At 40.8% G+C, this 26,107-nt stretch carries 30 protein-coding genes and 1 pseudogene; 1 reads left to right on the top strand and 30 read right to left on the bottom strand.

Going from position 1 to position 26,107, the window contains the following annotated elements:
* Positions 1 to 27: 27 nt before the first annotated feature.
* The 9 genes from panD to BMZ06_RS03180 are packed head-to-tail and all read right to left on the bottom strand — an operon-like array spanning position 28 to position 7,000.
* On the bottom strand, positions 28 to 417 hold the full coding sequence (gene panD, locus BMZ06_RS03140; RefSeq protein WP_014643491.1) for an aspartate 1-decarboxylase: 390 nt from the start codon (positions 415 to 417) through the stop codon (positions 28 to 30).
* Between the two features lie 25 nt (positions 418 to 442).
* The gene (gene panC / locus BMZ06_RS03145; protein ID WP_089750047.1) at positions 443 to 1,300 is read right to left on the bottom strand and encodes a pantoate--beta-alanine ligase; all 858 of its coding nucleotides are present in this window, start codon (positions 1,298 to 1,300) and stop codon (positions 443 to 445) included.
* Between the two features lie 12 nt (positions 1,301 to 1,312).
* Positions 1,313 to 2,134: a 3-methyl-2-oxobutanoate hydroxymethyltransferase gene (gene panB / locus BMZ06_RS03150; protein ID WP_089750049.1), complete on the bottom strand. Its 822-nt coding sequence runs from the start codon at positions 2,132 to 2,134 to the stop codon at positions 1,313 to 1,315.
* The gene (locus BMZ06_RS03155) at positions 2,127 to 3,119 is read right to left on the bottom strand and encodes a biotin--[acetyl-CoA-carboxylase] ligase (RefSeq protein ID WP_089750051.1); all 993 of its coding nucleotides are present in this window, start codon (positions 3,117 to 3,119) and stop codon (positions 2,127 to 2,129) included. Before BMZ06_RS03155 ends, panB begins: the two co-directional genes overlap by 8 nt.
* Positions 3,095 to 4,306: a CCA tRNA nucleotidyltransferase gene (locus tag BMZ06_RS03160; RefSeq protein ID WP_089750053.1), complete on the bottom strand. Its 1,212-nt coding sequence runs from the start codon at positions 4,304 to 4,306 to the stop codon at positions 3,095 to 3,097. The genes BMZ06_RS03155 and BMZ06_RS03160 overlap by 25 nt, the downstream gene beginning before the upstream one ends.
* Positions 4,299 to 5,426, bottom strand: coding sequence for an N-acetyl-alpha-D-glucosaminyl L-malate synthase BshA (gene bshA / locus BMZ06_RS03165; protein WP_089750055.1), 1,128 nt, complete (start codon positions 5,424 to 5,426; stop codon positions 4,299 to 4,301). The genes BMZ06_RS03160 and bshA overlap by 8 nt, the downstream gene beginning before the upstream one ends.
* Before the next feature lie 4 nt (positions 5,427 to 5,430).
* On the bottom strand, positions 5,431 to 5,847 hold the full coding sequence (locus BMZ06_RS03170) for a methylglyoxal synthase (RefSeq protein WP_089750056.1): 417 nt from the start codon (positions 5,845 to 5,847) through the stop codon (positions 5,431 to 5,433).
* Between the two features lie 15 nt (positions 5,848 to 5,862).
* Positions 5,863 to 6,666, bottom strand: a complete 804-nt coding sequence (dapB, locus tag BMZ06_RS03175; RefSeq protein ID WP_089750058.1) for a 4-hydroxy-tetrahydrodipicolinate reductase — start codon at positions 6,664 to 6,666, stop codon at positions 5,863 to 5,865.
* Positions 6,659 to 7,000, bottom strand: a complete 342-nt coding sequence (locus BMZ06_RS03180; protein ID WP_089750059.1) for a nucleotide pyrophosphohydrolase — start codon at positions 6,998 to 7,000, stop codon at positions 6,659 to 6,661. Before BMZ06_RS03180 ends, dapB begins: the two co-directional genes overlap by 8 nt.
* Positions 7,001 to 7,158: 158 nt before the next feature.
* Here BMZ06_RS03180 and BMZ06_RS03185 point away from each other — a divergent pair, with 158 nt between their 5' ends.
* Positions 7,159 to 8,028, top strand: coding sequence for a YitT family protein (locus BMZ06_RS03185; RefSeq protein ID WP_089750061.1), 870 nt, complete (start codon positions 7,159 to 7,161; stop codon positions 8,026 to 8,028).
* Between the two features lie 60 nt (positions 8,029 to 8,088).
* On the opposite strand, the gene BMZ06_RS03190 is transcribed toward BMZ06_RS03185, so the two are convergent.
* The 21 genes and pseudogenes from BMZ06_RS03190 to BMZ06_RS03290 form a co-directional block, all read right to left on the bottom strand.
* Positions 8,089 to 8,763 carry a zinc metallopeptidase gene (locus tag BMZ06_RS03190; protein WP_089750244.1) on the bottom strand — a complete coding sequence of 225 codons (675 nt, stop codon included), beginning with the start codon at positions 8,761 to 8,763 and terminating at the stop codon, positions 8,089 to 8,091.
* A 71-nt stretch (positions 8,764 to 8,834) separates the two neighbouring features.
* Positions 8,835 to 9,545: a sporulation protein YpjB gene (locus BMZ06_RS03195; protein WP_089750064.1), complete on the bottom strand. Its 711-nt coding sequence runs from the start codon at positions 9,543 to 9,545 to the stop codon at positions 8,835 to 8,837.
* 58 nt (positions 9,546 to 9,603) lie between these two features.
* Positions 9,604 to 10,185, bottom strand: a complete 582-nt coding sequence (gene lhaT, locus BMZ06_RS03200) for a lipoprotein heptaprenylglyceryl N-acetyltransferase LhaT (RefSeq protein WP_089750066.1) — start codon at positions 10,183 to 10,185, stop codon at positions 9,604 to 9,606.
* Positions 10,186 to 10,243: 58 nt separating this feature from the next.
* Entirely contained in the window at positions 10,244 to 11,134 is an 891-nt protein-coding gene (locus BMZ06_RS03205) for a menaquinol-cytochrome c reductase cytochrome b/c subunit (RefSeq protein WP_089750068.1), read from the bottom strand.
* Between the two features lie 28 nt (positions 11,135 to 11,162).
* Entirely contained in the window at positions 11,163 to 11,837 is a 675-nt protein-coding gene (gene qcrB, locus BMZ06_RS03210; protein ID WP_014643505.1) for a menaquinol-cytochrome c reductase cytochrome b subunit, read from the bottom strand.
* A 3-nt stretch (positions 11,838 to 11,840) separates the two neighbouring features.
* Positions 11,841 to 12,347: a QcrA and Rieske domain-containing protein gene (locus BMZ06_RS03215; RefSeq protein ID WP_089750070.1), complete on the bottom strand. Its 507-nt coding sequence runs from the start codon at positions 12,345 to 12,347 to the stop codon at positions 11,841 to 11,843.
* Between the two features lie 130 nt (positions 12,348 to 12,477).
* Positions 12,478 to 12,933 (bottom strand): YpiF family protein, encoded by a 456-nt coding sequence (locus tag BMZ06_RS03220; protein WP_089750072.1) that lies wholly within the window; start codon positions 12,931 to 12,933, stop codon positions 12,478 to 12,480.
* A 95-nt stretch (positions 12,934 to 13,028) separates the two neighbouring features.
* Complete coding sequence (locus BMZ06_RS03225) at positions 13,029 to 13,589, bottom strand: ReoY family proteolytic degradation factor (RefSeq protein WP_014643508.1); 561 nt, start codon at positions 13,587 to 13,589, stop codon at positions 13,029 to 13,031.
* A 30-nt stretch (positions 13,590 to 13,619) separates the two neighbouring features.
* A complete protein-coding gene (locus BMZ06_RS03230) occupies positions 13,620 to 14,876 on the bottom strand; it encodes a tetratricopeptide repeat protein (RefSeq protein ID WP_089750074.1) in 1,257 nt (418 codons plus the stop codon).
* A gap of 18 nt (positions 14,877 to 14,894) precedes the next feature.
* On the bottom strand, positions 14,895 to 15,767 hold the full coding sequence (locus BMZ06_RS03235) for a hypothetical protein (protein WP_089750077.1): 873 nt from the start codon (positions 15,765 to 15,767) through the stop codon (positions 14,895 to 14,897).
* Positions 15,768 to 15,832: 65 nt separating this feature from the next.
* The gene (gene aroA, locus BMZ06_RS03240) at positions 15,833 to 17,122 is read right to left on the bottom strand and encodes a 3-phosphoshikimate 1-carboxyvinyltransferase (RefSeq protein ID WP_089750079.1); all 1,290 of its coding nucleotides are present in this window, start codon (positions 17,120 to 17,122) and stop codon (positions 15,833 to 15,835) included.
* A gap of 12 nt (positions 17,123 to 17,134) precedes the next feature.
* Positions 17,135 to 18,235, bottom strand: coding sequence for a prephenate dehydrogenase (locus BMZ06_RS03245; protein ID WP_089750081.1), 1,101 nt, complete (start codon positions 18,233 to 18,235; stop codon positions 17,135 to 17,137).
* Positions 18,235 to 19,329, bottom strand: a complete 1,095-nt coding sequence (hisC, locus tag BMZ06_RS03250) for a histidinol-phosphate transaminase (RefSeq protein WP_089750083.1) — start codon at positions 19,327 to 19,329, stop codon at positions 18,235 to 18,237. The genes BMZ06_RS03245 and hisC overlap by 1 nt, the downstream gene beginning before the upstream one ends.
* 15 nt (positions 19,330 to 19,344) lie before the next feature.
* On the bottom strand, positions 19,345 to 19,707 hold the full coding sequence (gene aroH, locus BMZ06_RS03255) for a chorismate mutase (RefSeq protein WP_089750085.1): 363 nt from the start codon (positions 19,705 to 19,707) through the stop codon (positions 19,345 to 19,347).
* Positions 19,704 to 20,783 carry a 3-dehydroquinate synthase gene (gene aroB / locus BMZ06_RS03260; protein WP_089750087.1) on the bottom strand — a complete coding sequence of 360 codons (1,080 nt, stop codon included), beginning with the start codon at positions 20,781 to 20,783 and terminating at the stop codon, positions 19,704 to 19,706. Before aroB ends, aroH begins: the two co-directional genes overlap by 4 nt.
* Positions 20,784 to 21,950 (bottom strand): chorismate synthase, encoded by a 1,167-nt coding sequence (gene aroC, locus BMZ06_RS03265; protein ID WP_089750089.1) that lies wholly within the window; start codon positions 21,948 to 21,950, stop codon positions 20,784 to 20,786.
* 137 nt (positions 21,951 to 22,087) lie between these two features.
* A pseudogene (locus BMZ06_RS03270) lies at positions 22,088 to 22,866 on the bottom strand (CheR family methyltransferase).
* 137 nt (positions 22,867 to 23,003) lie between these two features.
* A complete protein-coding gene (ndk, locus tag BMZ06_RS03275) occupies positions 23,004 to 23,450 on the bottom strand; it encodes a nucleoside-diphosphate kinase (RefSeq protein ID WP_089750091.1) in 447 nt (148 codons plus the stop codon).
* A 90-nt stretch (positions 23,451 to 23,540) separates the two neighbouring features.
* Positions 23,541 to 24,512, bottom strand: coding sequence for a heptaprenyl diphosphate synthase component II (gene hepT / locus BMZ06_RS03280; protein ID WP_089750093.1), 972 nt, complete (start codon positions 24,510 to 24,512; stop codon positions 23,541 to 23,543).
* 16 nt (positions 24,513 to 24,528) lie between these two features.
* The gene (locus BMZ06_RS03285) at positions 24,529 to 25,236 is read right to left on the bottom strand and encodes a demethylmenaquinone methyltransferase (protein WP_089750095.1); all 708 of its coding nucleotides are present in this window, start codon (positions 25,234 to 25,236) and stop codon (positions 24,529 to 24,531) included.
* A 2-nt stretch (positions 25,237 to 25,238) separates the two neighbouring features.
* Positions 25,239 to 26,039, bottom strand: a complete 801-nt coding sequence (locus BMZ06_RS03290) for a heptaprenyl diphosphate synthase component 1 (protein WP_089750097.1) — start codon at positions 26,037 to 26,039, stop codon at positions 25,239 to 25,241.
* Positions 26,040 to 26,107: the final 68 nt, after the last annotated feature.

Genomic DNA, 26,107 nt, shown 5'->3' on the forward strand with positions numbered 1-26,107 from the left:
TTGTACTAATGCAGCTCTATAAACTTACTAAAAAGGTAAAGCTGTAAGCGGTGGTTCTTCTTCCAGCAATTCGGCAATCTGATTATGATCATTCATTAACGCAATTTTAGGTTTAAAGTCCGCCAATTCATTCTCACTTACCATAGCATAAGACACTATAATAACAATATCATCAGGTTGTACAAGTCGAGCTGCAGCCCCGTTCAAGCATACGACGCCGCTTCCTCTTTCTCCAGCAATTACGTAAGTCTCTAATCTAGCTCCATTATTGTTATTAACAATCTGGACTTTTTCATGCGGCAGAATTCCTACCTCATCTAATATATTTTGATCAATAGTTATACTTCCCACATAATTTAAATTAGCTTCAGTGACGCGAGCGCGATGAATTTTCGACTTCATCATCGTACGGAACATGTTCAGTCCTCCTCGAACCTCTTCATTAAGATATCTCACCTGGGCGGAAAACCAAATTGTCTATTAATCGGGCATTCTCATAATAAACAGCAGCAGCAAGAATTACTTGCCGATCGAAGATTTCTATTGGCTCCAGCTCAGGATATGACAATAACTCAATATAATCTATTTTACCACGAGTTTCCCTTTCAAGAAACTGCCGGGTTTCTTGTATAACTTCCTGTATGTCAGGGTTATGAGTCTGCATGAGGCTCTTCCCCTTTTGTAAAGCTTTCTGGATAGACGGTGCTTCCGATCTTTCCTGTGGAGATAAATTAATATTGCGGCTGCTTTTAGCCAGACCATCTTCCTCTCTTACAGTTGGTACAGAAACTAATTCAACAGGAAAATTGAAATCTTGGATAAGAGCGTCCACCACGGCCACCTGCTGGGCATCTTTTTGACCAAAATAAGCCTTTGTCGGCCGGCATATATTAAATAATTTGGTCAAAATAGTCACTACGCCCTCAAAATGTCCTGGGCGGCTCCGCCCGCATAAGACGTGTGCTCTTTTAGTGACAGCCATTTCTATAGATAATGGGGCCGGGTACATCGTTTTATTTTCAGGCAGAAAAATAAAGTCGATATCATTTCTTCTTGCTACAGACAGATCATGATCAATATTTCTAGGATAATGATCCAGGTCTTCGTGTTCCCCAAATTGAAGAGGATTAACATAGATACTTAATATAACATAATCGTTTTCTTTCCGTGCTTCCTGTAGCAGACGCTCGTGTCCTTCATGTAAATAACCCATTGTTGGTACAAACCCGATCGATTTCCCTGCCCGGTTGAGATCAGCAGTAGTTTTTTGCATTTCTTTTATCTCTTTTATAACTTTCATTTTTCATGCCCCTTAAAGGTCTGGCAGACTGTCAGGATCCATCGTGAACGTATGTTTAACTTCCGGGAACTCCCCTGATTTAACTTCATTCACGTATGTTTGAACAGCTTCTCCCAGTATGTGATTGCTATCAAGGTAAGGTTTCACAAATTTCGGTAAGCGGTCGACTCCATATTTTAATATATCGTGATAAACGAGGACTTGTCCATCACATTCTGCCCCTGCTCCTATACCAATCGCAGGAATAACTAATTCTCTAGAGATCACCTCTGCTAATTGTCTTGGGATACATTCCAGTACAATGGCGATGGCTCCTGCAGCCTCAATCGCTTTTGCTTCTTGAAGTAAGCGGGCTGCTGTTGCCTTATCTTTCCCCTGAACTCTATAACCTCCTAAAACATGAACTGATTGTGGCGTTAAACCTATATGTCCGAACACAGGTATACCTGCGTGAACAAGTTTTTCCATCGTTTGAATGACTTCTCCGCTTCCTTCCAGTTTCAAAGCTTGCGCTCCCGTTTCCTGAAAAAGTTTCTTTGCGTTGTATAAAGAATCCTGGGTGGACACGTGGTAAGACATAAATGGCATATCTACGACCGTGAAGGTATCAGGAGCCCCTCTTTTCACAGCTTTGCCGTGATGAATCATGTCAGCGATTGTAACTGGAATGGTGGAATCATACCCAAGCACCGTCATTCCAAGACTGTCCCCCACTAAAATCATATCTGCTTTTGCTTGTTCAGCAATTTTAGCCGATGGATAATCATAACTCGTAATCATGGCTATTTTATCTTTATCCTGCTTCATTTTTATAAACTGACTTTTATTAAGCATGGTAACCTCCTTCCCCCCACTGAATCTCGGCTGAATATAGTTTCTCTTCGTTCCCTTCCTTATCTCTGGCTCGAAGTGCTCCATCTGGCTCTATCCCAATAAGGGTAGCCTGCCATTTCCGCCTCATAGTCGATATGGTGACTTCTTCTCCAATCCGATAACCAAAATACTCCCATTCCTTCTTTACTTGTTCAAAGCCTCGCTCTACGTAACTATCATATGTATTTTCAAATAGACGCAGGATCGATTGAATGGTTTGTTGGATATCCCATTCTTGACCGGACTCAATCTTTAAAGAAGAAGCCTTATGGCGGATATCTTGCGGGATTTCATTCAACTGCTGGTTTACGTTCATACCGATTCCTAACACAACATATTGGATTTGGTCATGTTCAGCTTGCATTTCTGTTAAGATTCCTGAGACTTTTTTATGATCAATAAGCAAATCGTTGGGCCATTTAATCTGGGGGTGAAGATTAGTATTCTCTCTTACCATCTTAGCCAGCACGGTAGCAGCAAGCAATGTAAGTTGAGGCGCCCTCATAGGAGGAAGGTCAGGACGCAGCAAAATACTCATCCATATTCCCTTTCCTTTTGGGGAATGCCAGTTCCTTGCCATTCTACCTCTTCCTTTTCCTTGTGCATCTGCTATTACAACCGTGCCATGCGGTTTACCCTGGCTGGCTAATTGATGACCGATTTCCTGAGTGGATTCAACTTGATCGAAGTGGAGAAGCTTCTGTCCCAGCCATTTAGTCTCAAGCCCCCACTGAAGTGTATTGCCGCTAATCTTATCTGGGGATGAAAGAATCTTATATCCTTTCTTCCGAACCGCTTCAATTTGGTAGCCATCTTTCTTTAATTCGTTCATATGCTTCCACACAGCCGTACGAGAAATATTTAATGAGTCTGATAACTGCTGTCCAGATACATAACCCTTTTCCTTTTCCAATAAATCAATCAGTTGTTTTCGGGTGGATTCCACAGTAATGCCCACTCCTTTATCTTTTCATAATCATTGGCTAAATGTCTTTCAACGACTTGATACTCTATTTCCTTCATGTATTCAGAAATCCAAGGCCCTTTTTGTTTATCAGGATATAAAGAAATAAGGTCCTGCGGCTGAAATGCAAGCTCCTTGCTCGAAAGAATGGGTAAGTTCTTACATCCTTCTTTCAATTGCACAAGAATAGACTCATCTGCGAGTCCTTTAGCCTGTAAAACTCTAGCAAAAGCTCTTTGTAAGGATTCAGGTAATACATACAAAAGCCAGGGGGTAACACGATTCTTAACCGAATATTCGTTCAACGCATTATGCAATTCTTCCGTTTCACGTCTCTCTTTATTGGAAAGCTTCCACCTTTTCATCCATTCTTTAATAGCAAACGAAGGTGTATAAGCCATGTAATAGGTGACCAGTTCAGGCCAGGAAAATAACCGTACAAGCGGCACAACATTTGGAAAGGAAGGTATTGTATTAAAGATTGGCAAGTAAGTAATCAGATTAGTATTACTCACCAGTGAAATAGCTTTTTTGTATCCCCGGCCCCGATAGAGTTTCAATGTTTCCACTGCAATTCTTTCCATGGATATATAACTAAGCAGGCTGGACTTAGCTAAGATCGCCTGTCTCGTATTTTTTTCAATTTCAAATTCTAGCTGGCTTGAAAACCGTGCGGCTCTCATCATTCGTAAAGGATCTTCGGTAAACCGATCAAAAGGATCACCCACAGCTTTTACTTGGCGTTTTTCAATCGCTTCTAGTCCATAATAAGGGTCTATTATAGTCCCAAATCGATCCATAGCCATAGCATTGATCGTAAAATCCCGCCTAGCAAGGTCTTCCTTTATGTTACGTACAAATGTAACCTCATCCGGGCGGCGGTAATCTTCATATCCTTCTTCTGTGCGAAAGGTGGTCACTTCGTAAGAAACTGAGCGAAAACGGACAATTACGGTTCCATGTTCAATGCCTACAGGAATTACTTTATCAAACATCTTCTGTATATGTGAGGGAGGCTCAGAAGTAGCAATATCTATATCTCCAAGTGGCCGGCCGGAAAGATAGTCTCTCACCGCTCCACCTACAATATAAGCTTCTCCTCCTCCCTTCTCTATTTTTGCTAATAATTCAAAGGCCGCTTCCAATTTTGTTTCGTTGCTTTCAGTCATTATTCAGCACCCGTTCATAAAGCTCTTCGTATTGGTTAAGAATTGTTCCCGAGGCAAATTTTGTTTCTACCACCTGCTTTGCATTAACAGAAAGCCTGTCCATTAAATCATCATCAGTCAGCATCTTCAGGGCAAAATAAGCAACCTGATCGATGTTACCCAATTCAGCAATATAGCCGGTTTCACCGTGATCAATAACTTCTGGAATGCCTCCGATATTAGAGCCTATGCACGGCACCCCGCAAGCCATAGCTTCTAGAAGAACAAGACCAAAGCTTTCTTTTTCAGATAGCAGTAACTTTAAATCCGAGATGGACAGCAGGTCGCTGACATTTTCCTGTTTCCCAAGAAAAAGCACCTGTCCCTCGAGATCCAGATCTTTTACAAGCTGATGGACATCAGAATATTCAGGACCATCCCCTACAAGGAGAAGCTTTGCAGGCACTTCAGCGGCAATTTTAGAGAAAGCATGTACAACCTCAGGCACTCTTTTCACCTTGCGGAAATTTGAAATATGAATAATTACTTTTTCCTCTTCTTTAATACAATAATCTTCTCTTAGTGAATAAGAGGGCTTTTGATAATATTCTCTCTCATCTACAAAATTATAGATGACTTCTATCGGTTTATCAGTCGAAAGCTGATCTTGAGTTTGCTGAACTAAACTTTCAGAGACTGCTGTAACCTTATCAGATTGTTCAATACCAAATTTGATCATTTGCTTTAAGCTCGAATCAATACCCAGCACGGTAATGTCCGTACCATGGAGAGTTGTAATAATTTTCACATCACGTTTAGCCATTTGTTTAGCTAAAATAGCACAGATAGCATGAGGCATGGCATAGTGCACATGGAGAATATCCAGTTCTTCTCTGTTTATGACCTCAGCCATTTTATTAGCTAGCGCTAGATCATAAGGAGGATGCTGAAAAACCGGATAGTTACTGACTTCTACTTCATGATAATAGATATTTGGATAAACTCGATTTAACCGAAAAGGAACTTGGGAAGCTACAAAATGAATCTCATGCCCTTTTTCTGCAAGAAGTTTACCAAGTTCTGTCGCGATCACGCCTGAGCCCCCTACTGTAGGGTAGCAGGTAATTCCTATTTTAGCCATATGATCACTCCTGCTCTTTCTTCTGTTCTCTAATGATCTTCCGCCACTCCAAATCACCGCGATCGAGAGCATGAATGAGTATTTCAGCTCCAGCCAGGTTAGTGGCAAGCGGGATCTGATGAACATCACATAGGCGAAGCAGGGCACTGATATCCGGCTCGTGAGGCTGGGCAGTTAAAGGATCACGAAAGAAAATAACCATATCCATTTTGTCTTCAGCAATTTTCGCTCCAATTTGCTGATCTCCTCCTAAAGGGCCTGATAAAAACTTAGTAATGGGAAGGCCTGATGAATCAGCTATGCGTTTTCCGGTCGTCCCTGTAGCAAACAGCTGGTGGTTCTGTAATGTTTCTTTATAAGCTATAGCAAACTGTATAATATCTGTTTTCTTCTTATCATGAGCGATTAACGCAATATTCATCGTTCCGTCTCCCTTTTAGTCTAATAAGTGTTCAAGGCCATACACCAGCACTTCGAGGTGCATGACTTTTTCAGCGGCTAATTTAACACCACTCATAAATGACTCACGATGATGGGAATCGTGTTTAATCGTAAGTGTCTGACCAAGTCCTCCAAAAACAACTTCCTGGTGAGCAATTAATCCAGGAAGACGCATACTGTGGATTTTCATTCCATCAGAGTCTGCACCGCGGGCACCAGTTAAATTTTCAGTTTCATTAGGGTGACCTTGATGATGACTTTCTCTCACTTCCCTAATTAGCTCAGCGGTCTTTATAGCTGTACCAGAAGGAGCATCTAATTTCTGATCGTGGTGTTTTTCAATGATTTCGACATCTGGAAAATGTTTAGCAGCCCATTTAGAGAATTGCATCATCAGGACAGCCCCTACCGCGAAATTAGGAGCGATTACAGCGCCAATTTGTTTTTCTTCCGCGAGCTGTTTCAATTCCTCTAATTGCTCAGGTGTAAATCCTGTGGTACCTACAACAGGACGCACACCATGTTCCAGGGCAAGTTTTGTGTGCTTATATCCATTTTCAGGAGTTGTTAAGTCAATGAGTACATCAGCTTCTATTTCACTCAGACACTTCTCAGGATCCTCAAAAATAGGCGCATCCAGGTTTGGGAGATTATCTATTTCACCGACATTTTTTCCTCCGTTTTTACGGTCTAAACAGGCAACGAGCGTTAAGTTCTCTTCTTTTTCAATTAATTTCAGAGCTTCTGTCCCCATTTTACCTCGAGGCCCAGCTACTATTACCTTAATATTATTACTCATTTGAACTCTCTCCTTCTTTCCGTGTCCAACGGTCTTTGTCTCGTGTTTCAATTTTACTCATCGATTGTTCGAATGCTTCCGATAAATCCATGTCCAAAGAATTAGCAAAACATGTTAAGACAAAAAGAACGTCGCCTAATTCTTCTTCTAATGCCTTGTTTTTCTCTGTCGCCTTCTTTTGCTTCTCCCCATAATGATGGTTAATTTCACGAGCCATTTCCCCAACTTCTTCAGTAAGCCTGGCTTGTAAACTTAATGGAGAAAAATAGCCCTCCTTAAACTGGGATATGTATTTGTCCACGCGCTTTTGGATATCTTCTGTAGTGTAATTCACGTTATCCGCTCCCCTTTTTACTGTAGTATCTCTATAAATGGTAGCCAAAAGGGGGCGATTTGACAAATTTTTTAACTAAAGACTTAGAATTGCCTGTTCATTAAGAAAACTCTATAATGAGAAACGTATGACATTTATGGAGGTGAGCAGGTATTAAAATCTTCGGATTGCGTCTTAAAAACATTTTATTCATTTTAATTGGTTCTGCTATTTTTTCATTTGGTCTTGTTCATTTTAACATTCAAAATGAACTCGGTGAGGGAGGATTTACTGGTATTACATTATTGCTTTTATACTTATTTAACTGGGATCCAGCCCTTATGAATATCATTCTCAATATCCCAGTTTTAATCATAGGCTGGAGGATACTCGGCCGTAATACATTCCTTTATTCATTAATTGGAATCCTAGCCGTATCCTTATTTATCAGAGTTTCCCAGATATATATGATTGAATTTAATTTATCATCTGACCTCACGTTAGCTTCATTATTTGCAGGTGTTTTTATTGGAGTAGGTTTAGGCATTATCTTTCGGTACGGCGGAACGACAGGAGGCGTAGATATTATCGCCCGCCTCATCAATAAATACTTAGGCTGGAGCATGGGACGAGCCATGTTTGTATTTGATGCGATCGTTATTTTTGTTTCTATTATTACTTATTTAAACCCGATTAAAGGTATGTACACACTCGTAGCCGTTTTTATCGGAGCTAAGGTTATCGATTTTATTCAGGAAGGAGCCTACGCCGCACGCGGTACAACTATTATCTCTGGTAGAAGTGATGAAATTTCTAGAAAAGTTATGCAGGAAATGGATCGCGGCATCACTATTCTCGAAGGACGTGGATCTTTCTCAGGTGAAAAAAGAGACGTTCTTTACTGTGTGATTGGCAAGAACGAAATTGTTCGCTTAAAAACCATTATTGATCACATAGACCCCCATGCCTTTGTAGCAGTCAGTCACGTTCATGACGTAATGGGCGAAGGTTTCACGCTGGATGAAAACAAAAACCCAATCAGGGACTAGGTTGTAAATCACTCCAAAAAAATGCCCCGCTTCTATTGAGAGGCGGGGCATAACTTTATATTATTCTTCTCCCATTCCAAAAAACATGAAAATGAAGCGAAGCAGTTCAGCTAGAGCTACAAGTGCACCAGCTACATAAGTCATAGCCGCAGCATTCAATACTTTCTTCGTCGGACGTTCTTCCTCATTTCTAATAACTCCAGTAGACACCAACTGAGTCATTGCTCGATTAGAAGCATCAAACTCAACGGGCAGAGTTACCAGCTGGAAAAGCACAGCAAAGGCAAAGAATACAATCCCTGCAAAAATTAAGCCGGTCATTTGAAGAAGAGCTCCACCAATAATTAAGAAAATTGAGATGTTTGACCCGAAGCTCGCAACAGGTACAAGCGCACTGCGGAAACGTAAAAACGCATAGTCCTGAGCATCTTGAATCGCATGGCCTACTTCGTGAGCGGCAACGGCAGCTCCGGCAGCTGAACGCCCGTGGAAATTATCTGTAGATAAGCGTACAACTTTAGAGCGAGGATCGTAATGGTCAGATAGCTGCCCTCTGACTTCTTCTACATCTACATTAAACAGACCATTATCATCTAATATTTTTCTAGCTACTTCCGCTCCTGACATGGATGAGGAGATAGCTACTTTTGAATACTTTTTGTAGGTGCTCTTTACTTTTGACTGAGCCCATATCGGGATAATCAAAATCAGGGCGAAGTAAAGAATAAAACTCATCATGGTTCATTCCTCCGTCTTGGATGTAAATAAAGTTCTTAGGTCAATTTTAGTCAAACTAGTAAAAAAAATCAACTATTTTCTCTCTTAATTGGTCCTTTTACAATGGCAATGGCTTGATATTTCCTAGCAGCTACATAAGCTAGCGTTATTAATATTGTACCTCCAATAAGCAATACCGTCCATAATAATGCTTCCCCACTTAAAGCAGGCAAGGCTTCAGGCAGTTGATCCAATTCCACTGCCATGGTTTCACGGATTTGATAGGAATCTCCATCTGATAGTTGCGATAGTTGTTCACCAATCGGGATTAACTGTTCATATGAATAATACGTTAAAAGGCTTGGGACAACTTTCTCCCATTCATTTTGAAGTTCTTCATCTGTAAGGTAGGAATCAGCATCCAGATTCTTTTTATAGTTAAAGACGAGGTTATTTATATTTTCCAAATAGTTCGTTGGATTTACCGTTTCAATAAATATAAACAATCGGTCAGCATCAGCTGAATTAGCTCCTTGCTCACTAGTTACCACTGATTGGAGTAACTCTTTCCCAATCTCCTCTTTTTGAGGAGAGAGGCTTTCAAGGTAGTTTTCCAATTCGGTCCTGCGGTTATTCAATGCTTTGCTTGCTAACTCGTATTTTCCATCCTGTATAAGAAGCTTGTACTGCAAGAAAAAGACTGTCCAATCCTCTGAATGCCCAGATAGGTAAAGATGCTTATTCATCGGTGTGAGTGTGAAAATAACGGAACATAGTAAGATCAATATTGCCCGTCCCATTCCACTTCTCCCCTCTCTTAAAAAGTCTTATAGAGAGTCTATGATGAAGGGGCATAATTTAGACCGAGTGAGTCTTTTGTGAAACGATATAGGCCACCCCTATGCATCCCAGGCTTAACCAAAATGTAAAATACCCGATTTGATCCATATACTTCATAATCGCAGGGTACACAGGCATCTGTTCAAATACGTAGTCAATGACATCATTATGCAGTGTCCATATGGCTGCAACAAGGACATGTCTCATCCGTATAGAATAAAAAGGAGCATATAATAGCCCCTGAAATGCCATAGCAGCATGAGATACGATAAGCATATATCCTGTCCAAGGGAGAGTGCCAAATTCAGCAAAAGTTAACCCATTCATAACCACTGCCCATAGTCCATATTTTAGAAGAGTTATAAGAGCAAGTGCCTCAATATATGGGACATTCCGATTAAAGATATAAAAACCTAAGAAAATTGTAAAAAACAGGCTGGCTGTAGGACTGTCAGGCACAAATATTAAAAATTTAGGTTCTGTAACCGCTAACTGACTACCATACCAAATATATCCATAGATTGTCCCAAGTAGATTGACGATAAATAGTAAGATCAAAAACCCACGATTTGTGAGTATGTAGGAAACTAATTCTTTCAACTTTGGTTCCCCCTATATAAATTAAGCCGCGCTCCGAGAGCGCGGCTATAATTAAAACTTATTCGCTTGAGCCTTCGGAAGAGCCTTCTCCTGATCCTTCACCTTCAGAAGAGCCTTCACCAGATCCTTCGCCTTCAGAAGAGCTTTCTCCTGAACCTTCACCGGACCCTTCGCCTCCGCCTGAGCCGGCGTTAGCAATAAATTCAGCTAACACTTGCAATTCTTCATCAGAGCCGCCAAAGATACCTGAAGGCATCTGTCCGACTCCATTTACAGCAATGTCCTTAATTTCATCTACAGATTTTTCAGAGTCAATTAAAGATGGATAATTTCCTTGGCCCTGTAAAGAGTCACCATGACAGCTTAAACAGTTCGCTTCATATAAAGCATAACCTTCGCCTGATTTGTCGATTTCTGATTCTACAGCTTCGACATTAACCCCGTATTTTTCAGCACGGGTTTCATAATCAGCGTGTTGAACAGATTCGTATGTCAGCCAGAAAGTAGCAATAAATCCAAGGAGCATTAATCCAACAGCAATCGGTCTTTTATGCGGACGGCGTTCGGGCCCTCTATCAAGAAACGGAGCAAGTAATAAAGCTCCGAAAGCCAGCCCTGGCATAACGATTGCACCAAGTACAATAAACTCTCCACCCGCAAATTCATATTTCAAAAATTGGTATAAAAATAAGAAATACCAGTCAGGCAATGGAATATAACCTGCGTTAGTTGGATCGGCCTGTTGCTCTAAAGGTGACGGATGAGCAGCAGTCAGAATAAGGAAACCGATTAGAAACACGGAACCTACGAGCCATTCCTTAAGAAGGAAGTTAGGCCAGAACGCTTCGGTACGGCCTGGATACTCTGAGTAGTCTTTTGGTAAATTGGCTTTAGATTCGGCGGTAATTCTAGAGTCACCGACGAACTTCATCCCTTTTCCCCTATGCACAGCTTTCCCTCCTTTTTTAACTTACATTTTATAGTGGACCGGAAATTCCTTGTTTACGGATTAGGATAAAGTGAAAGGCCATTAATCCGAACAAAGCGGCCGGCAAGAAGAAAACGTGGATCGCAAAGAAACGTGTAAGGGTTTGCGCCCCAACGATCGATGGATCACCCGCAAGTAACGTTCGTATCGCATCTCCTATAAATGGTGTTGCAGCCGCAATCTCAAGACCTACTTGAGTAGCGAAATATGCTTTGTTATCCCATGGAAGCAGGTACCCTGTGAAACCAAGACCAAGCATTACGAAGAATAACAGAACTCCGATTACCCAGTTTAGCTCTCGAGGTTTCTTGTATGCGCCTTGGAAGAATACCCGTAACGTATGTAAGAATAACATTACGATAACAAGACTCGCTCCCCAGTGGTGCATGCCGCGGACGATTTGACCGTATGCTACCTCTCTTTGTAAATAATAAACGGATTTCCAAGCATTCTCAATATCTGGTACGTAGTACATGGTCAGAAACATACCTGACAAAATTTGAATGACTGTAATGAAAAAAGTCAGTCCACCAAAACAATAAACAAAAGCTGAAAAGTGATGGGCTGGGTTGACATGCTCTGGAACCTCGTGGTCGGCGATATCACGCCACAATGGTGTTATATCTACACGCTCGTCCACCCAGTCATAAAGTCTTTGCAGCATGAGTTACGCCCCCTTTCTAGATTGTGCTTCTCCAAGGTAAAGCATGCCTTCTTCAACTTTGTGTTCATACACTGGAAGTGGCGCTGTAGGAGGTGTTCCTTTAACGTTCACTCCATCCTTGGTATAACGTCCACCGTGACATGGACAGTAGAATTGGTTTGGGTATTCCTCGTTAGAAGCCCAGTCTACCGTACAGCCTAAATGGGTACAGATCGGAGAAAGTGCCACAATCTCATCATTTTCATTTCTGTACACCCAGGCTGTTTTCTGAACCTCTGATTCATACCAAGCATCAACCTGGTCAATGGTCCATTCCACCCTTGTTGGTTCATTAGTAATCTCATCAACAGATGCAACGGAGTGCATTTCTCCGCCTTCTTTGGTTTGCAATACTGGATCAATTGCGAACCGAACCATTGGTGCAAGCATTCCGGCTGCCATGAAGCCGCCTACACCAGTCAGTGTGTAGTTCAAAAATTGACGACGGGATACTCGTTTTTTATCGCTCATTCTTTTCCCCCCTCTATGCTGTAATCCATATGACATGGATATTTTACACACAGTTTACTAGGACATTACCATGATAGCGCAATCTAAAGGCGCGGTCAATAAATTATCAAGCCTTATCGTAACTTTTCTGTTACCAGTATGCCTGGATTAGTTCACTGATTTGTCCGGCTTGTTCTTTCACAAACGATTGCGTTTCTGTGGATTGGATATTGCCACTTTGAATAGCGGGGACCCATACCAATTTTCCTGTAAGTTCATCTTCGTGTTTTTTCCATTTGGCATCAAAGGTTAGAAGAAACACGTGTGTAAAAGGCTGTTTTCTAAACTGACTGATCCAGCTATTCAATCGTGATACTTCTGTCTCTGCCGCTCCGCTTATGTAATAATACTCTGGAGCTAAAAATATACGTCCTTTATATTCTTTTTCAATTAGACTGGTAAAGATCTGATTGATTTCCCTTTGGAACGCTTGTTTCCCCATCATTTGATCAGAAGCTGGGTCAAAAGGAATCATTGGAATTAACAAAGTATCAATATATTCTTTCTCAGGTAAGTATTGTTTAATATCTTTCTCTGTCCATCGCACGGGCCATCATCTCCTGCCTTTCTCCTCTCTATTGTACTAGATTGTCGAAAAAATAAAAGTCAGGAGCGATAAAAAATGCTCCTGACTAGTGCATATTATAAGAAAGTATTTAAATCCTGTTTCAGACTGCTTAATTCATTACACAATTCTTTGAATTTATTTCTTTCACCATCAATTAAAGCAGCATCAATTTTCCCTTCCAACTCTTTCTGTCTGTGTTTGAGAAGACTTAATGATAACAAGCGTTCTGCTTCGTTTTTATCCCGCTCATTCAAATAATAATCTTTAGGAAGGTAAGGGTTTTCCTCTAATACAAGAGCATATTTAGAACTTTGCTGAGCATTATCGAAATTCATTTGAATGTAGACGGGTTCATCTTGATTCATTCTCAAATCGTGGAACGACTTCTCTGCATCATTAGTCATGACTTGCCCTTTATAAAATCGAAATGGGGGATCGGATACACCTTGAGCACTTATCTCCATACCTCTGGGACAGAACTTCACTTCCTGGACAAAATGAACACTGGAAAGTAAGGATTCATGATTCATCAAATAATTAAGGATCCATACACTTTCACGTTTTTTTAATTGATAATGATTTAGAAACCACCGGACGAAGTCTTTTTTTTCATCAACAGATATAGGTGTTTGCATATGCGCCCCTCCCGCGCCTCATTATTCAAATCATTCTTGCTCCATAAGCCTCGCCAAAAAGTCTTCAATTTCAGTATCCGCGGGGTCAATTGCTAAATATTCTCTAAATACTTCCTGTCCTTCCTCCATACGGCCTTCTTCAATCAGGAAGTATCCATAGGCTTTTAAGAATGCTGTATCTTCTTTTAATGAAGGGTAGGCCTGCTGATATTGCTCGTAAGCTTCTTTAAACTGCTCTTCCTCTTCATAAGCCTGGGCAAGTTCCCAAAGATAATTGGGGTCTTCCTCACCGAGAGAGATCAACTGATTAATAAGTTCAATAACCGCTTCATAGTCAGCATCTTCTTTAAAGTTCTCTATCAGAAATAAAACCGCTTCCTTATAGCCTGGGTCCAGTGCTACTGCTTCTCTCATCAGCCTGTAACCTTCATCTTTGTTTCCTTGTTTATGAGTTAATGTACCAGCTAGATGATAGAGTTCTTTATTAAATTCATCTTTTGCCAAGCCTTTTTTGGCCATATCCAGAGCTTCCTGTGGCATGCCTTCCGAATCATAAGCCTGTGCCAGGTGAGGGTAAACGGAATGAAAATATGGGTCTTTATCAATCAACTGTTCCCAGACCTTAATGGCTATATCATTACGATTAGCTTGAAAAGCAACAAAGCCATAGCGGAACATTACATCTGGATTCTCTTCTTCCACGTTTTGGTAGTATTCGAGAGATTGTTCAAATTCACCATTGGCTGCATATGCTTCTGCTAAACGTGTTGCTACTTCTATATCCCCTATTACCGGCTGATGATGCATAGCGTTCTCGTAGTAAGGGACACATTTTGAGTATTCTCCGTTTGAAAAAGCCAGTTCGCCTAAAGCAAAGTCGATAATGGCCGAATTAGGTTCTACTTGCTTAGCAGTTAATAACTTTTGCTCAGCTACTTCGTACAATCCTTGAGCCTGGTATAAATCAGCTAACTGAACGAGTACTTGCAGATAATCTTCATCTTCAGGACCGAATTGATTCAGTAGTTCTATCGCTTCATCATCTTCCCCTAAGTCGATATGAATCTCTGCCATCATCACTTTCAATTCCTGCTCTTTTGGATAGCGTTGAATTAGCTCTTGAAGAACCATTTTCGCTTCATCCATCATTCCCCATTGAATGTAGAGTTCTGCAATGGTGAAGCGCTCTTCTTCATCCGCATGTGGTAAATATTGTGTTAGAGTTTCTATTGCATCTTCCGTCTTATGGGCTTCCATCTGACGAATTGCTTTTTGTATTTCCTCCATGATGACATCCTTTCTCTGTTAAACAAAATGCTTGTGAAGTTTCACTTGAATATGTGTGCCTGGTTTACGGTCAACCAAGGTTTGATTGACTTGTTTAACCTGCCCATTCATAATCGTTACATTTGGAACAGGGTTATGATAAATGAATTTCTCCTGTTCATCAATTAAAGAATGTTGAATCTTCCAAAACAAATTATAATCAGCCTGCCCACCTGATGTAAAACGACCGCGACTAGGAAAAATCCCACTATCCTTTAGATTTTGAAACGAAACTATTTCATCATCCTGTAACTCTGATAACTTAATGATACCATACTGTTTACTAAGTGAAGACCATAATTCTGAATAGTTGTTCGACGTATTTTCAGAATCTTTGACACGGATAGTCAGCGGAATTCTCTTGTACGCCTGAGCCTGGACCAGCCATTCCCAGGATACATTTTTCAAGTCATTGATTAAATCCACTTCAATACATAAAAAGGGGCAACCTTTCCTAGCAAAAAATCGAACCATCTCAGCTTTTATAAGCTTAGCGTTTATGACTGGCACTACCATATAGTTTACTGGAATTCCGGATAATTTATTTAGAAATTCGTCATAAAGCTGACGATAGTGGCGTATGCTAGTCACTAGGTGTTGAATAAGAAGTAGTGAACACCCTCTTTTTATGTAATTCCCAGCTGTTTCTTCCGGAGTAGAACTAAAGGAAATTGGCTCAAAGTTATCAAGCATTACATACCCAGGGGTTACAAAGAATCCATCCGTATTCATATGAACATAAGGTTTGCTTCCTGAATGATTACGAACAAACTTCTCTCCATAAACCAGCCGTTCCTCTACCTCTCCTCCACCCTCTTTCTCTACATAAGCACTAAACGAATAAGCTCCCATACGATTCAAACCTCCATCAGGCTTTTTATATCGTATGAGAGCTTACTGAAAACTATGAAAACTATTTAATTGGTCAGTTGATTTAAATGGTCAAAAAAAGTCGGGTAAGAGATATTAATACACTCTTTGTCCTCAATCGTAACTGGGGCATCACAAACGAGGGATGCGATCGCTCCCATCATGCCGATTCTATGGTCCCCGAATGAATCGACTTTTCCTCCTTTTAGAGGAGTCGGCCCATGGATAATCATTCCATCTTCCTGTGGTTCTACATGAGCCCCGATTGCTCTTAGATTATTCGCAACTGCTGCAATTCGATCGGTTTCTTTAAACCTTAATTCACGAGCATCTTTTATAACAGTAGTCCCTTCTGCCTGCGTAGCTGCCAGGGCAACGATTGGAATTTCATCAATTAAATTTGGAATCATTTCTCCTTCAATTCTGACACCTTTTAGAGAAGACGACTTAATTTGAATATCACCGACGGGTTCATCGCCAACATAAGAATGGATGTTAGCCTCCACAGAAGCCCCCATGTGTTTCATTACCTGAATAATTCCATCTCTAGTAGAATTAAGCCCAACGTCTTTTATTGTGATCGAGCTGTCTGAGCTTATGGCACCAGCAACAATAAAGAACGCTGCTGAAGAAATGTCCCCAGGTACTCTAAGATTAGAAGCTGTAGGCTGTTGGCCTCCCTGTATAGTAATCTTAGAACCTTCTACATTGATGTTAATTCCAAATTGAGACATCAGCATCTCGGTATGGTTTCTTGTTATTCCAAGTTCCACAACAGTCGTTTTTCCTTCTGCAAGCATGCCAGCCAGAAGAAGAGCTGATTTTACTTGTGCGCTCCTTACTTGTAAATAATGTGTAGTGCCTTTTAATTTCGTTCCTTCAAATGCCAGAGGCAGCACAGAAGCATGCTTACGTCCAGAAATACTTGCACCCATCTCACGCAAAGGATGGACTACGCGATCCATAGGACGCTTAGATAAAGACGGGTCCCCGTATGCAGAACTAAATAACGGAAGTCCAGCCAAAACTCCGCTCATCAATCGGGCTGTAGTGCCTGAGTTCCCGAAGTTTATTGGTAATTCAGCTTCTTTTAAATGTGGAATCCCTTTCCCATATACAGTCAACTCATCCCCTGACTGCTCTATTTGAACACCAAGCTGTCTAAAAGCTTCCACCGTCCGCATACAATCTTCACCTGTTAAAAAGTTTGTAATTTTAGAAACGCCTTGGCTCAATGATGAAAATATCACTGCCCGATGGGAAATAGATTTATCCCCGGGCACAGTGAGACTACCCTTCAAACTTTTTGTTGGAGGACCTAACTCTATGGCTGACATGTTACACACCCCTTATTGTTGTATCATCACTTCATATTGATGGGCTTCAAGCACTTTTTTACTTTTCCATTGCTCATCACTTGCAGCGAAACTAATTCGCAGCACACCTGTAATCCCTTCGCGAATTTCCAGGATCTGAATGTTTTTAATACTAATTTCTTCATCCGCTAATAAACCTATCACATGGTAGATCGCACCAGGTTGGTCATGGATATCCACATAAATATCATAAAAAGCTGGGATCGCCCCTCTGTCTCTTACAGGCAAATCATCGCGGTAATGCTTAGCGTCTAAGAGATACTTATATGTCCGTTCACTCTCTTCATTTTGCAAAAAGTTTTTAACCTTATCCATTTCCTTTATCCAATCATCCAGCATAGAAATTAGCAAATTACGGTTTTGGAAGAAAATATCCTGCCAGAGTTTAGGGTTGCTAGAAGCAATCCTGGTAATATCTTTAAATCCTCCTGCAGCCAGTTGTTCGATATAAGGATGAGTTTCCTGCCACTGTTTTGCCTGATGGACCAGCGAAGAAGCAATTAGATGAGGAAAATGAGATATTACAGCAGTCATCTCATCATGCTCTTTAGTGGAAAAGGTCAAGAACCTTGCTTCCGTTTCGGAGAATAATTCCTTCAACCTCTCTGCTTCATGAACAGATGCGTGAAGCGAAGGCGTAAGCACATATATAGCATTTTCAAATAAATGAGGTTTAGCAGCGGTGTACCCCTGTTTATGAGAACCTGCCATTGGGTGCCCGCCCACAAAAGAGACTTTAGAGTGACTTAAGTTATTTGCAGCTTCCAGTACATTGTTTTTTACTGAGGATACATCCGTGACCAGCAGGGATTTAGAAAGCTCGATGGATTCTAATTGTTTTAAATATTGGATGGTTATTGAAATAGGGGTGGCCAGAACACACACATCTGCCTGCTTCACGGCATGGGCAAAATCATGTGAGTCACTATGGATAACTCCCTGCTTCTTAGCCATACTTATCGTTTCAGGGTCCTGGTCAATGCCAATTACATGAACATTTTCTTTTTTTGAAACGTTCATTGCAAGAGAGCCGCCAATGAGACCTAAGCCCACGATTAATACTGTCTGCTTCATTACTTTACTCCTGATACTAGTTTCTGTTTCATTTCTTCCTGGATAACGGCCATATCCTCCGAACGGCCGATCGTTAGACGGATCGTATTAGGAAGTCCCAACGCTTCCCCTGAACGCACAATAAAACCTTTTGCGAGCAAATGTTGAAACATTTCGTCCCCGCTGATCGGAAGATGAATAAGCAAAAAATTGGCTTGTGAATCATAATAGGATAAGCCATTCTCGTCACAAAACTTCATGAGAGCTTTTTTATTTTTCTTATTCTCTTCGAGCGACGTCTGTAAAAATTGCTGGTCATCCAAAGCCAGAATGGCAGCGGCCTGAGAAACGGTCGTCGTATTAAACGGCTCACGTGAAGGTTCCAGCATGCGGATCACGTCTGGGTGCCCCACTCCATATCCGATTCGAAGTCCAGCCAAGCCATAAGCTTTTGAAAATGTGCGCAGGACAATAAGGTTGGCATAGTTGTCCAATGCAGCTAAAGAATCAAAATAGTCATCTGTTTCCAAATACTCATAATAAGCTTCATCTAGAACTACTAAAACGTGGTCGGGGCAAGCATCCATTACTGCTTTAAGCTTTTCACTTTCGATATGTACCCCAGTAGGATTATTAGGCGTACAAATCCACAACACCCTGGTCTGAGCATCGATCTGCCTTAGCATTTCATCAAGGTCATGATGGCCGTCTACTAATGGAACCTCTCTCACTTCAGCACCTTCTATCAAAGCGTTGTGCCGATATTGAGGAAATGTAGGTGCTGCCATAATCGTATTAGCTCCCGGCTCTAAAAACGTGCGGCATATAATCTGCACAACTTCATCAGACCCATTTCCAAAAATAAGCTGATTATCATTCACATTAATAAATTCAGCTACCTTTCTCCGTACTGCCGCTGCATATCCATCAGGATAAATTTCTAAGTTAGCGATTAACTCAGGTAGTTCTTGTTTCACCTTAGGAGAAAATCCAAATGGGTTTTCGTTAGAAGCTAGCTTAACGATTCGTTCAAGACCGTATTCTTTTTTTACTTCCTCTATTCCTTTTCCTGGTTTGTAAGGTTTCATATCTCTTAAAATGTCTTTAGCTTTCATACAGGAACGCTCCTCTCAACTCTTTAAATCCGGTCGAAGCTGCTTGGCTTCATAATGATAAATATGCTTAATATGATGCTGTGCTGCATCGGTTTCAGCTGTTACCATTACTCGGATACACTTAGGTAAACTCCCGGGAACCGGAATTTCTCTCATACACATAACAGGGACATAAGTCCATCCCTCTATTTGCCTCAGGGATTTAGCTGGGAAGCCATCGTTCAGGTCCTCTGTAACTGTGAAATAAACGGATACAACTTGCTCTGGCTGAATTTGATTCTGACGAATAAGATCGTGCATTAGTTCTACAGATTTGTCTATGATCTCTTCTGATCTATTTACTGACACTGTAGTAGCCCCTCTGATTCCTCGGATCATGTGGCTCTCACCTCTTTAATAAATAGATTCAAGTCTGTTTGTATTTCCTGGTCGCTTAATTCGACAACGCACGGAGTTCCGATCTGATTCAACAGGACATAATTAATTTTCTGATGAACCGTTTTTTTGTCCCACTTCATTCGTTTAAGTAAAGTATCCACCTCTAAGTCCTTAAGAATATCGAAAGGATAATGATTGGACTTTAACCAATCGCGATAGCGGTCCACTGGCAGCGATGCGTCCAGTTTCCTTTGACTTACACGTAAGGCAAACCATAACCCAATACCAACTGCCTCTCCATGGGTGATTTTTCCGTATCCAAGCTCAGACTCTACCGCATGTGCCAGAGTATGCCCCAGGTTTAGATACCTTCGTATTCCTTTTTCACGCTCGTCACTCTCTACGATTCCTGCCTTGACCTTAATGCCTTTCATAAGGTCATCTTTTATCTGTTCACTAGATATATTGTCTAGTGAAACTTGAAGAAGGTTACTACACCATTCTTCGCTGCTTAGAAAAGCATGCTTAATGACTTCTCCATACCCAGAACGTATCTCTTCTGCCGGAAGCGTAAACAATGTTTCGGTATCATAAATAACTTTTACAGGATTATAAAAACTCCCAATCAGATTTTTGCCTTTAAGATGGTTGATCGCTACTTTTCCTCCCACGCTGCTGTCATGTGCCAAGATCGTCGTAGGCATTTGGATAAAATCAATCCCTCTTAAATAAGTAGAAGCTACAAACCCAACCAGATCTCCAATCATCCCTCCTCCTAACGCGAGAATTAAGGAGTGACGGTCAAGCTGAACTTCTACACACGCATCAAGCAATCGCTCATACTGTCTCATACTCTTAGATGATTCTCCAGACGGAACTATAGAAGTGTGAACATCCAGCTCTTTCCCTAGTCCACGGACCACGTCATCCAAGTATATATTAGAAACTTTGTCATCTGTTATGACTAATACTTTACGATAGTCACTGGCTATATAATTTAGAAGTTCGTGCCGAATCCCCTCTTCTATAATGACTTCGTAATCATGAGAGCTTGCATGAATAGTCAAAGAGCTCATTTAAAACTCCCTGACTTCCTTGCGATAATCATCAATGGCACGTTTTAACCTTGGAAAATAATCAGATGGAAATTCTTCCGTAATAGCCTTAGCCAATTCGAAAGCTACAATATGTTCCATAACCACAGAGGCTGCAGGAACAGCACACGAGTCTGAACGTTCAATACTTGCGTTAAATGGCTCTTTAGTATCGATGTCCACACTTTGAAGCGGCTTATAAAGAGTAGGGATAGGCTTCATAACCCCTTTAACCACAATTGGCATACCAGTGGTCATACCTCCTTCGAAACCTCCAAGACGGTTCGTGCGTCTGTAATAGCCTCGTTCTTCACTCCAGAGGATTTCATCATGAACGTCACTGCCGTTTCGACGGGCTGCATCGAAACCTATTCCAAATTCTACCCCTTTAAATGCGTTTATGCTCATAACACTTCCGGCAATTCTAGCATCCAGCTTACGGTCGTACTGAACATAAGACCCAAGTCCAGGAGGCATACCTTCTACATAAACTTCGGCGACCCCTCCGATGGTGTCTCCATCCTTTTTAGCGTCATCGATAGCTTTTTTCATTTTTTCAGCTGCGCTTTCATCGAAAGTACGCACAGGTGAATTCTCAGATATTTCCCGTCGTTCCTTTAACGTCAGACTTTCATCTACATCACTTACGATGCCAGCAATTTCTCGAACGTATCCTGCAACTTCGATTCCAAGTTCACTTAGCAATACTTTTGCCACGGCTCCTGCGCCAACCCTGGCAGCTGTCTCCCTCGCAGAAGATCGTTCTAGAACATTTCGCATGTCACGGTGACCGTACTTCATTCCACCATTTAAATCAGCGTGTCCTGGTCTCGGCTTCGTTACTTTTCTACGTATATTCGCATCTTCAGGAAGCGGATCTTCTCCCATGATATCAGTCCAGTGTTTAAAATCGTCGTTGTGGACAACCAAAGTGATAGGTGATCCCATCGTATAACCATGTCGCACCCCGCTAGTAATCTCTACCAAGTCTTTTTCAATCTGCATCCTTTTTCCACGGCCGTACCCACCTTGCCGTCTAATTAAAGATTCATTTATCTGTTCGCTTAGCAAAGGTAAATGGGAAGGTACCCCTTCTATAATTGTTGTCAACTGCTTACCATGAGATTCACCTGCTGTTAAATAACGCATGGATAACATCCCTCCTGATCGTATAGTGAGCTGAGTTAATCTCAGCAATAAATTTTACGTACTACTATATCATACGCATAAACGTTTGTGTCGCAAAATTGTTCGAATTTTTATAAAAAGACCTTGCAAACGCTTACCTACTTTGGATTTCCGTTTTTTTCATAAAAAAATGTGTCAAATACTTCTAATTGATATCTTCGGGGCGAAAATATCTGCTCGATGCTACCTACAAAAAATATTCCTCCATTTTCAGCAAACGTCTGAAATTCTCGTAAATATGGTGCTTAGCTTCTTCAGTAAAATAGATTAACACATTCCTGCAAACATTAGATCACAGGAAGATATAAAAGGATCCGCCAACAAATTGTGTTTTTTAAAGGTCACACAGTTTCTTCATCTTTAACATTATAAGAAATCCCAGCCCTTACAAAGTACTTTCCTTGTATGCCTTCAGGTACTTCTTTCAGAGATCTTTCAGTATAAACCCTTTGTCTAGCTATCTCCAATGCCTATCTATCCTAATCTGCAGCAATAATCTCGATGTTTTGCATAGGGAGAAAGTGATTAATAATCATAGCCAGAGTAAAAGGATCTCCCCCTAGAACACGTGGCATTCCAAACTTTTTAAATGGTCTTTATTTTGCAAGAGACAAGGAAGAACTTACTTTTCTAGAAATTCAATCCGCTTTCGATTACGGTAAAATTCTGAAACGTTTATAGTCATCCTGTCTAATAGCTCTTCCGATAGATGAGGATAGAAATGAAAGGAAGAATAATAACTTAAAAAAGTTGAATACCCACGTTTATCCCGCAGCGAAGTCAATCTTTATTTCATTTATGCTTCTTTGTACATGGAGAGATCAATATCCGTTTGAGTATGTAAAAGTTGGACGAATTCTTCATAATCCTCATTCATAACTCGGGCTCCTTATCCTAACTAATCTATTCTCTAATAGAGTAGCTGAACCATACTTGTATGTAAACGATAATCGACCGTAATTTATCACATTAAAAAACCGCCTGGATCCAGGCGGTTTTAGAAAGGATTTATACTCAGTAAACCCAGTTTAAGTTATCTTTTTGATAATTTAAAATTTCTTCAGAGTTGAAGAACAGTTCGAGTTCTCTTTTAGCACTATCAGCTGAATCGGATCCGTGAATGACGTTTTTTCCCACTGTTACCCCGAAGTCCCCGCGTATCGTTCCTGGTGCTGCATCGGAAGGTTTAGTGGCCCCCATCATCTGACGAGCCCCGGCGATTACATTCTCCCCTTCCCATACCATAGCAAATACAGGACCGGAAGTGATAAATTCTACCAGTTCACTAAAGAAAGGTTTGTCTTTATGTTCGCCATAATGTTCCTCTGCCAACGAATTTGAAATAACCATGAGTTTAGCACCTGCTAATTTATACCCCTTTTTTTCAAATCTGGAAGTAATTTCACCAATTAAATTACGTTGAACTCCATCAGGCTTAACCATTAAAAAAGTCTTTTCCATGTCATCCACCTCAGTTTATGTATAGTGTGAAAGCGCTTTTAATAAGTGCCATAGCAAATTCTATCAAAGTTTGGAAGGGAAGGCAATACATTATGCCCTTCTTTTTCCAATGTATTTAGCAATCCCTTTTAAAGTCTGTTTAGCGCGATTTGGTGGAAGCTTATCCAAGGATTCGTAAGCTTTTTTTAAATACCGGTCACTTAATTGCAGAGCCCGGGGGATAGAATCATTCGCTTTAATTCGCTCGAGCAATGGTTTAATATCTTCTGGAGTTAATTGATCTTTTCTATTAAATAATTCTTCCAGACGCTCCCTATAATCGGTTTCTTCCATAGAATATAGAACAGGCAATGTAATATTCCCCTGCAGAAGATCACTCCCCGCTGGCTTGCCAAGTTCTTCTTCGGATGATGTAAAATCAAGAACATCGTCGATGATCTGATAAGACATACCCACATAATATCCGTATTGATATAAGGCTTTTTCTTCACGGGGGGTAACGTTGGCTGCAATAGCTCCCAAACGGCAGCTAGCTGCAATCAGAAGAGCCGTTTTTCTTTTTATTCTACGAAGATATGTACGTAAATTCTGATCAACATTGTATTTATCCCTGATTTGCTCAATTTCACCTAAACAAAGTTCAACCATGGTGTTAGCTAAAATCTGATGCGCCCGCGGGTTTTCAAGAGTAGATAGGTTTTCAAGAGAGCGCGCAAAAATATAATCGCCTGTATACATAGCGATTCGGTTATCCCATCGTGACTTTATTGTAGGCTCTCCTCTTCGGAGTTCTGATTCGTCAATTACATCATCGTGAACGAGAGAAGCAGTATGGATAAGTTCTAATGACACTGCTACAGCCTTCATACGTTCAATATCATAATTGCCAAATTTACCGGCTAACAGAACAAATACTGGTCTTATACGCTTTCCACCAGCCTGGAGCAGTTGGCTCGAAGCTTCACGTAGCACCGGGTTATCTGACTGTATGGTCTCATTTACAGCAGTTTCTATAGAAGATAAATCGTTTTTCAGAAATGAGTAGATCATGGCTAATTTCATTGTGCTTCATCCTTAATTATTGCTTTTCACCCATATGCATGGCCGCAACGCCACCCGTATAGGATTTGACTATTACGTTTTTAAAACCGATATCCTCAAACAGATCTTTTAATTCGTTTTTCCCGGGAAAATCTTTAGCCGATTCATGGAGCCAGCTATATTCTTGATAACTTTTAGCGAAAAGCTTTCCAAATAAAGGCATGATATTTCTAAAATAGAAATAATAAATAGATTTAAAAACAGGATTTTCCGGCTGCGAGGTTTCCAGGCAGACAACCTTTCCGCCAGGCTTTACCACCCGTAGCATCTCTGAAAGAACCTGCCTATAATCCGGAACGTTTCTTAAACCGAATCCAATCGTAACGTAATCAAATTGATCATCTTCAAAAGGCAATTCCATAGCGTTGCCGTGCTCAAATTCTACTTGTCTCATTTTTAACGCCATTTTCTTTTTAATGGCCACTGAAAGCATATTGACGCTAAAGTCCAGCCCTACTACTTTTCCGGTTGGACCGACCTCTTTTGCTAAAGCCATTGTCCAATCTCCCGTACCGCAACACAAATCAAGCGTTCGGTCTCCTTCGCTTACATTCATTCTTTTCATCACATCTCTTCGCCATAAACGATGCTGTTGAAAAGAAATAATGGAATTCATCTGATCGTATCGATTATATATTTGTTCAAATACATGATGAACACGTTCTTCTTTAGTTTGTGAGCCCATATTTAACCTTCTTCCGCAATCTGTCTCTGATTGAATTGATGAATAGCAGAGTGGACATGGGTTTTGAGCCAGTTAAAATGAATCGGCAGCTGAGAGGCCGTTGCTTCCAGCCGATGCACGTGACTCTGGAGTATTTGCTCAATGTTTACGATTACTTGTCCACTATTCCCCAGAATACCCGGCCGCTTAACTAATACATCGATGAGTGGAGAAAATTTACCTTCCTGATAACTTTTCTTCTCTTCAAGAAGTTTTTTTGCCAGGAGCCATTCTCCTGCCATATCATTTATTGTTGTCCTTTGAACATAAGAAGCCACTCTTTGAATGAGTAACGATTCTATTTTCTTTAGACCGTTAAGAAACTCTTGAAATGACTCTACATCTTTATAGTATAGCTCCATTTTTAATTCGTTAATTTCTTTAATAGCACCTGCAAGCGTTTGAATCATGGGTATATCCTCAAGTTGAGACAATAAGTAATAATAGAGTCCACTGTAATAGTCCCCTGCTAAAACAGTTAACTGTCGGTTCCTGATGGTTTCCTGGTCATCTTCATCTTCTGTAAGTGTTACAAGATCATGTGTGTCCAAAGCTATTTGAACCAGCATAGTGGTAATAATATACTGTTCCTTCTTTACGGAAGAAAGACTGGTATGATCCATAATCGAAGATAAAATTACCAGCTTATCCTCATCAACAGCAGGTTCCGGTATAAAACGCGCCAAAAAAGGATGGCGAACTTTTGATTCAATTTTTTGTTTCAGTTGTTTGATGTAATGATCTGAGGAATTCAACTTGATCACCTGGTCCCTTCGTGAACACTAATAAACCATACCCATTATAGCACAATTCACCTTCAAACGCTTTTTAT

Origin of the sequence: Halobacillus alkaliphilus (assembly GCF_900113125.1) — a bacterium.
GTDB classification, from domain to species: Bacteria; Bacillota; Bacilli; order Bacillales; family Halobacillaceae; genus Halobacillus; species Halobacillus alkaliphilus.

Bases quoted from the DNA above. Each gene is read 5' to 3' on its own strand.
- panD (WP_014643491.1), bottom strand. From the start codon at position 417: ATGTTCCGTACGATGATGAAGTCGAAAATTCATCGCGCTCGCGTCACT.
- panC (WP_089750047.1), bottom strand. From the start codon at position 1,300: ATGAAAGTTATAAAAGAGATAAAAGAAATGCAAAAAACTACTGCTGAT.
- panB (WP_089750049.1), bottom strand. From the start codon at position 2,134: ATGCTTAATAAAAGTCAGTTTATAAAAATGAAGCAGGATAAAGATAAA.
- BMZ06_RS03160 (WP_089750053.1), bottom strand. From the start codon at position 4,306: ATGACTGAAAGCAACGAAACAAAATTGGAAGCGGCCTTTGAATTATTA.
- bshA (WP_089750055.1), bottom strand. From the start codon at position 5,426: ATGGCTAAAATAGGAATTACCTGCTACCCTACAGTAGGGGGCTCAGGC.
- BMZ06_RS03170 (WP_089750056.1), bottom strand. From the start codon at position 5,847: ATGAATATTGCGTTAATCGCTCATGATAAGAAGAAAACAGATATTATA.
- dapB (WP_089750058.1), bottom strand. From the start codon at position 6,666: ATGAGTAATAATATTAAGGTAATAGTAGCTGGGCCTCGAGGTAAAATG.
- BMZ06_RS03190 (WP_089750244.1), bottom strand. From the start codon at position 8,763: ATGAGTTTTATTCTTTACTTCGCCCTGATTTTGATTATCCCGATATGG.
- BMZ06_RS03195 (WP_089750064.1), bottom strand. From the start codon at position 9,545: ATGGGACGGGCAATATTGATCTTACTATGTTCCGTTATTTTCACACTC.
- qcrB (WP_014643505.1), bottom strand. From the start codon at position 11,837: ATGCTGCAAAGACTTTATGACTGGGTGGACGAGCGTGTAGATATAACA.
- BMZ06_RS03215 (WP_089750070.1), bottom strand. From the start codon at position 12,347: ATGAGCGATAAAAAACGAGTATCCCGTCGTCAATTTTTGAACTACACA.
- BMZ06_RS03225 (WP_014643508.1), bottom strand. From the start codon at position 13,589: ATGCAAACACCTATATCTGTTGATGAAAAAAAAGACTTCGTCCGGTGG.
- BMZ06_RS03230 (WP_089750074.1), bottom strand. From the start codon at position 14,876: ATGGAGGAAATACAAAAAGCAATTCGTCAGATGGAAGCCCATAAGACG.
- BMZ06_RS03235 (WP_089750077.1), bottom strand. From the start codon at position 15,767: ATGGGAGCTTATTCGTTTAGTGCTTATGTAGAGAAAGAGGGTGGAGGA.
- aroA (WP_089750079.1), bottom strand. From the start codon at position 17,122: ATGTCAGCCATAGAGTTAGGTCCTCCAACAAAAAGTTTGAAGGGTAGT.
- BMZ06_RS03245 (WP_089750081.1), bottom strand. From the start codon at position 18,235: ATGAAGCAGACAGTATTAATCGTGGGCTTAGGTCTCATTGGCGGCTCT.
- hisC (WP_089750083.1), bottom strand. From the start codon at position 19,329: ATGAAAGCTAAAGACATTTTAAGAGATATGAAACCTTACAAACCAGGA.
- aroH (WP_089750085.1), bottom strand. From the start codon at position 19,707: ATGATCCGAGGAATCAGAGGGGCTACTACAGTGTCAGTAAATAGATCA.
- aroB (WP_089750087.1), bottom strand. From the start codon at position 20,783: ATGAGCTCTTTGACTATTCATGCAAGCTCTCATGATTACGAAGTCATT.
- aroC (WP_089750089.1), bottom strand. From the start codon at position 21,950: ATGCGTTATTTAACAGCAGGTGAATCTCATGGTAAGCAGTTGACAACA.
- ndk (WP_089750091.1), bottom strand. From the start codon at position 23,450: ATGGAAAAGACTTTTTTAATGGTTAAGCCTGATGGAGTTCAACGTAAT.
- hepT (WP_089750093.1), bottom strand. From the start codon at position 24,512: ATGAAATTAGCCATGATCTACTCATTTCTGAAAAACGATTTATCTTCT.
- BMZ06_RS03285 (WP_089750095.1), bottom strand. From the start codon at position 25,236: ATGGGCTCACAAACTAAAGAAGAACGTGTTCATCATGTATTTGAACAA.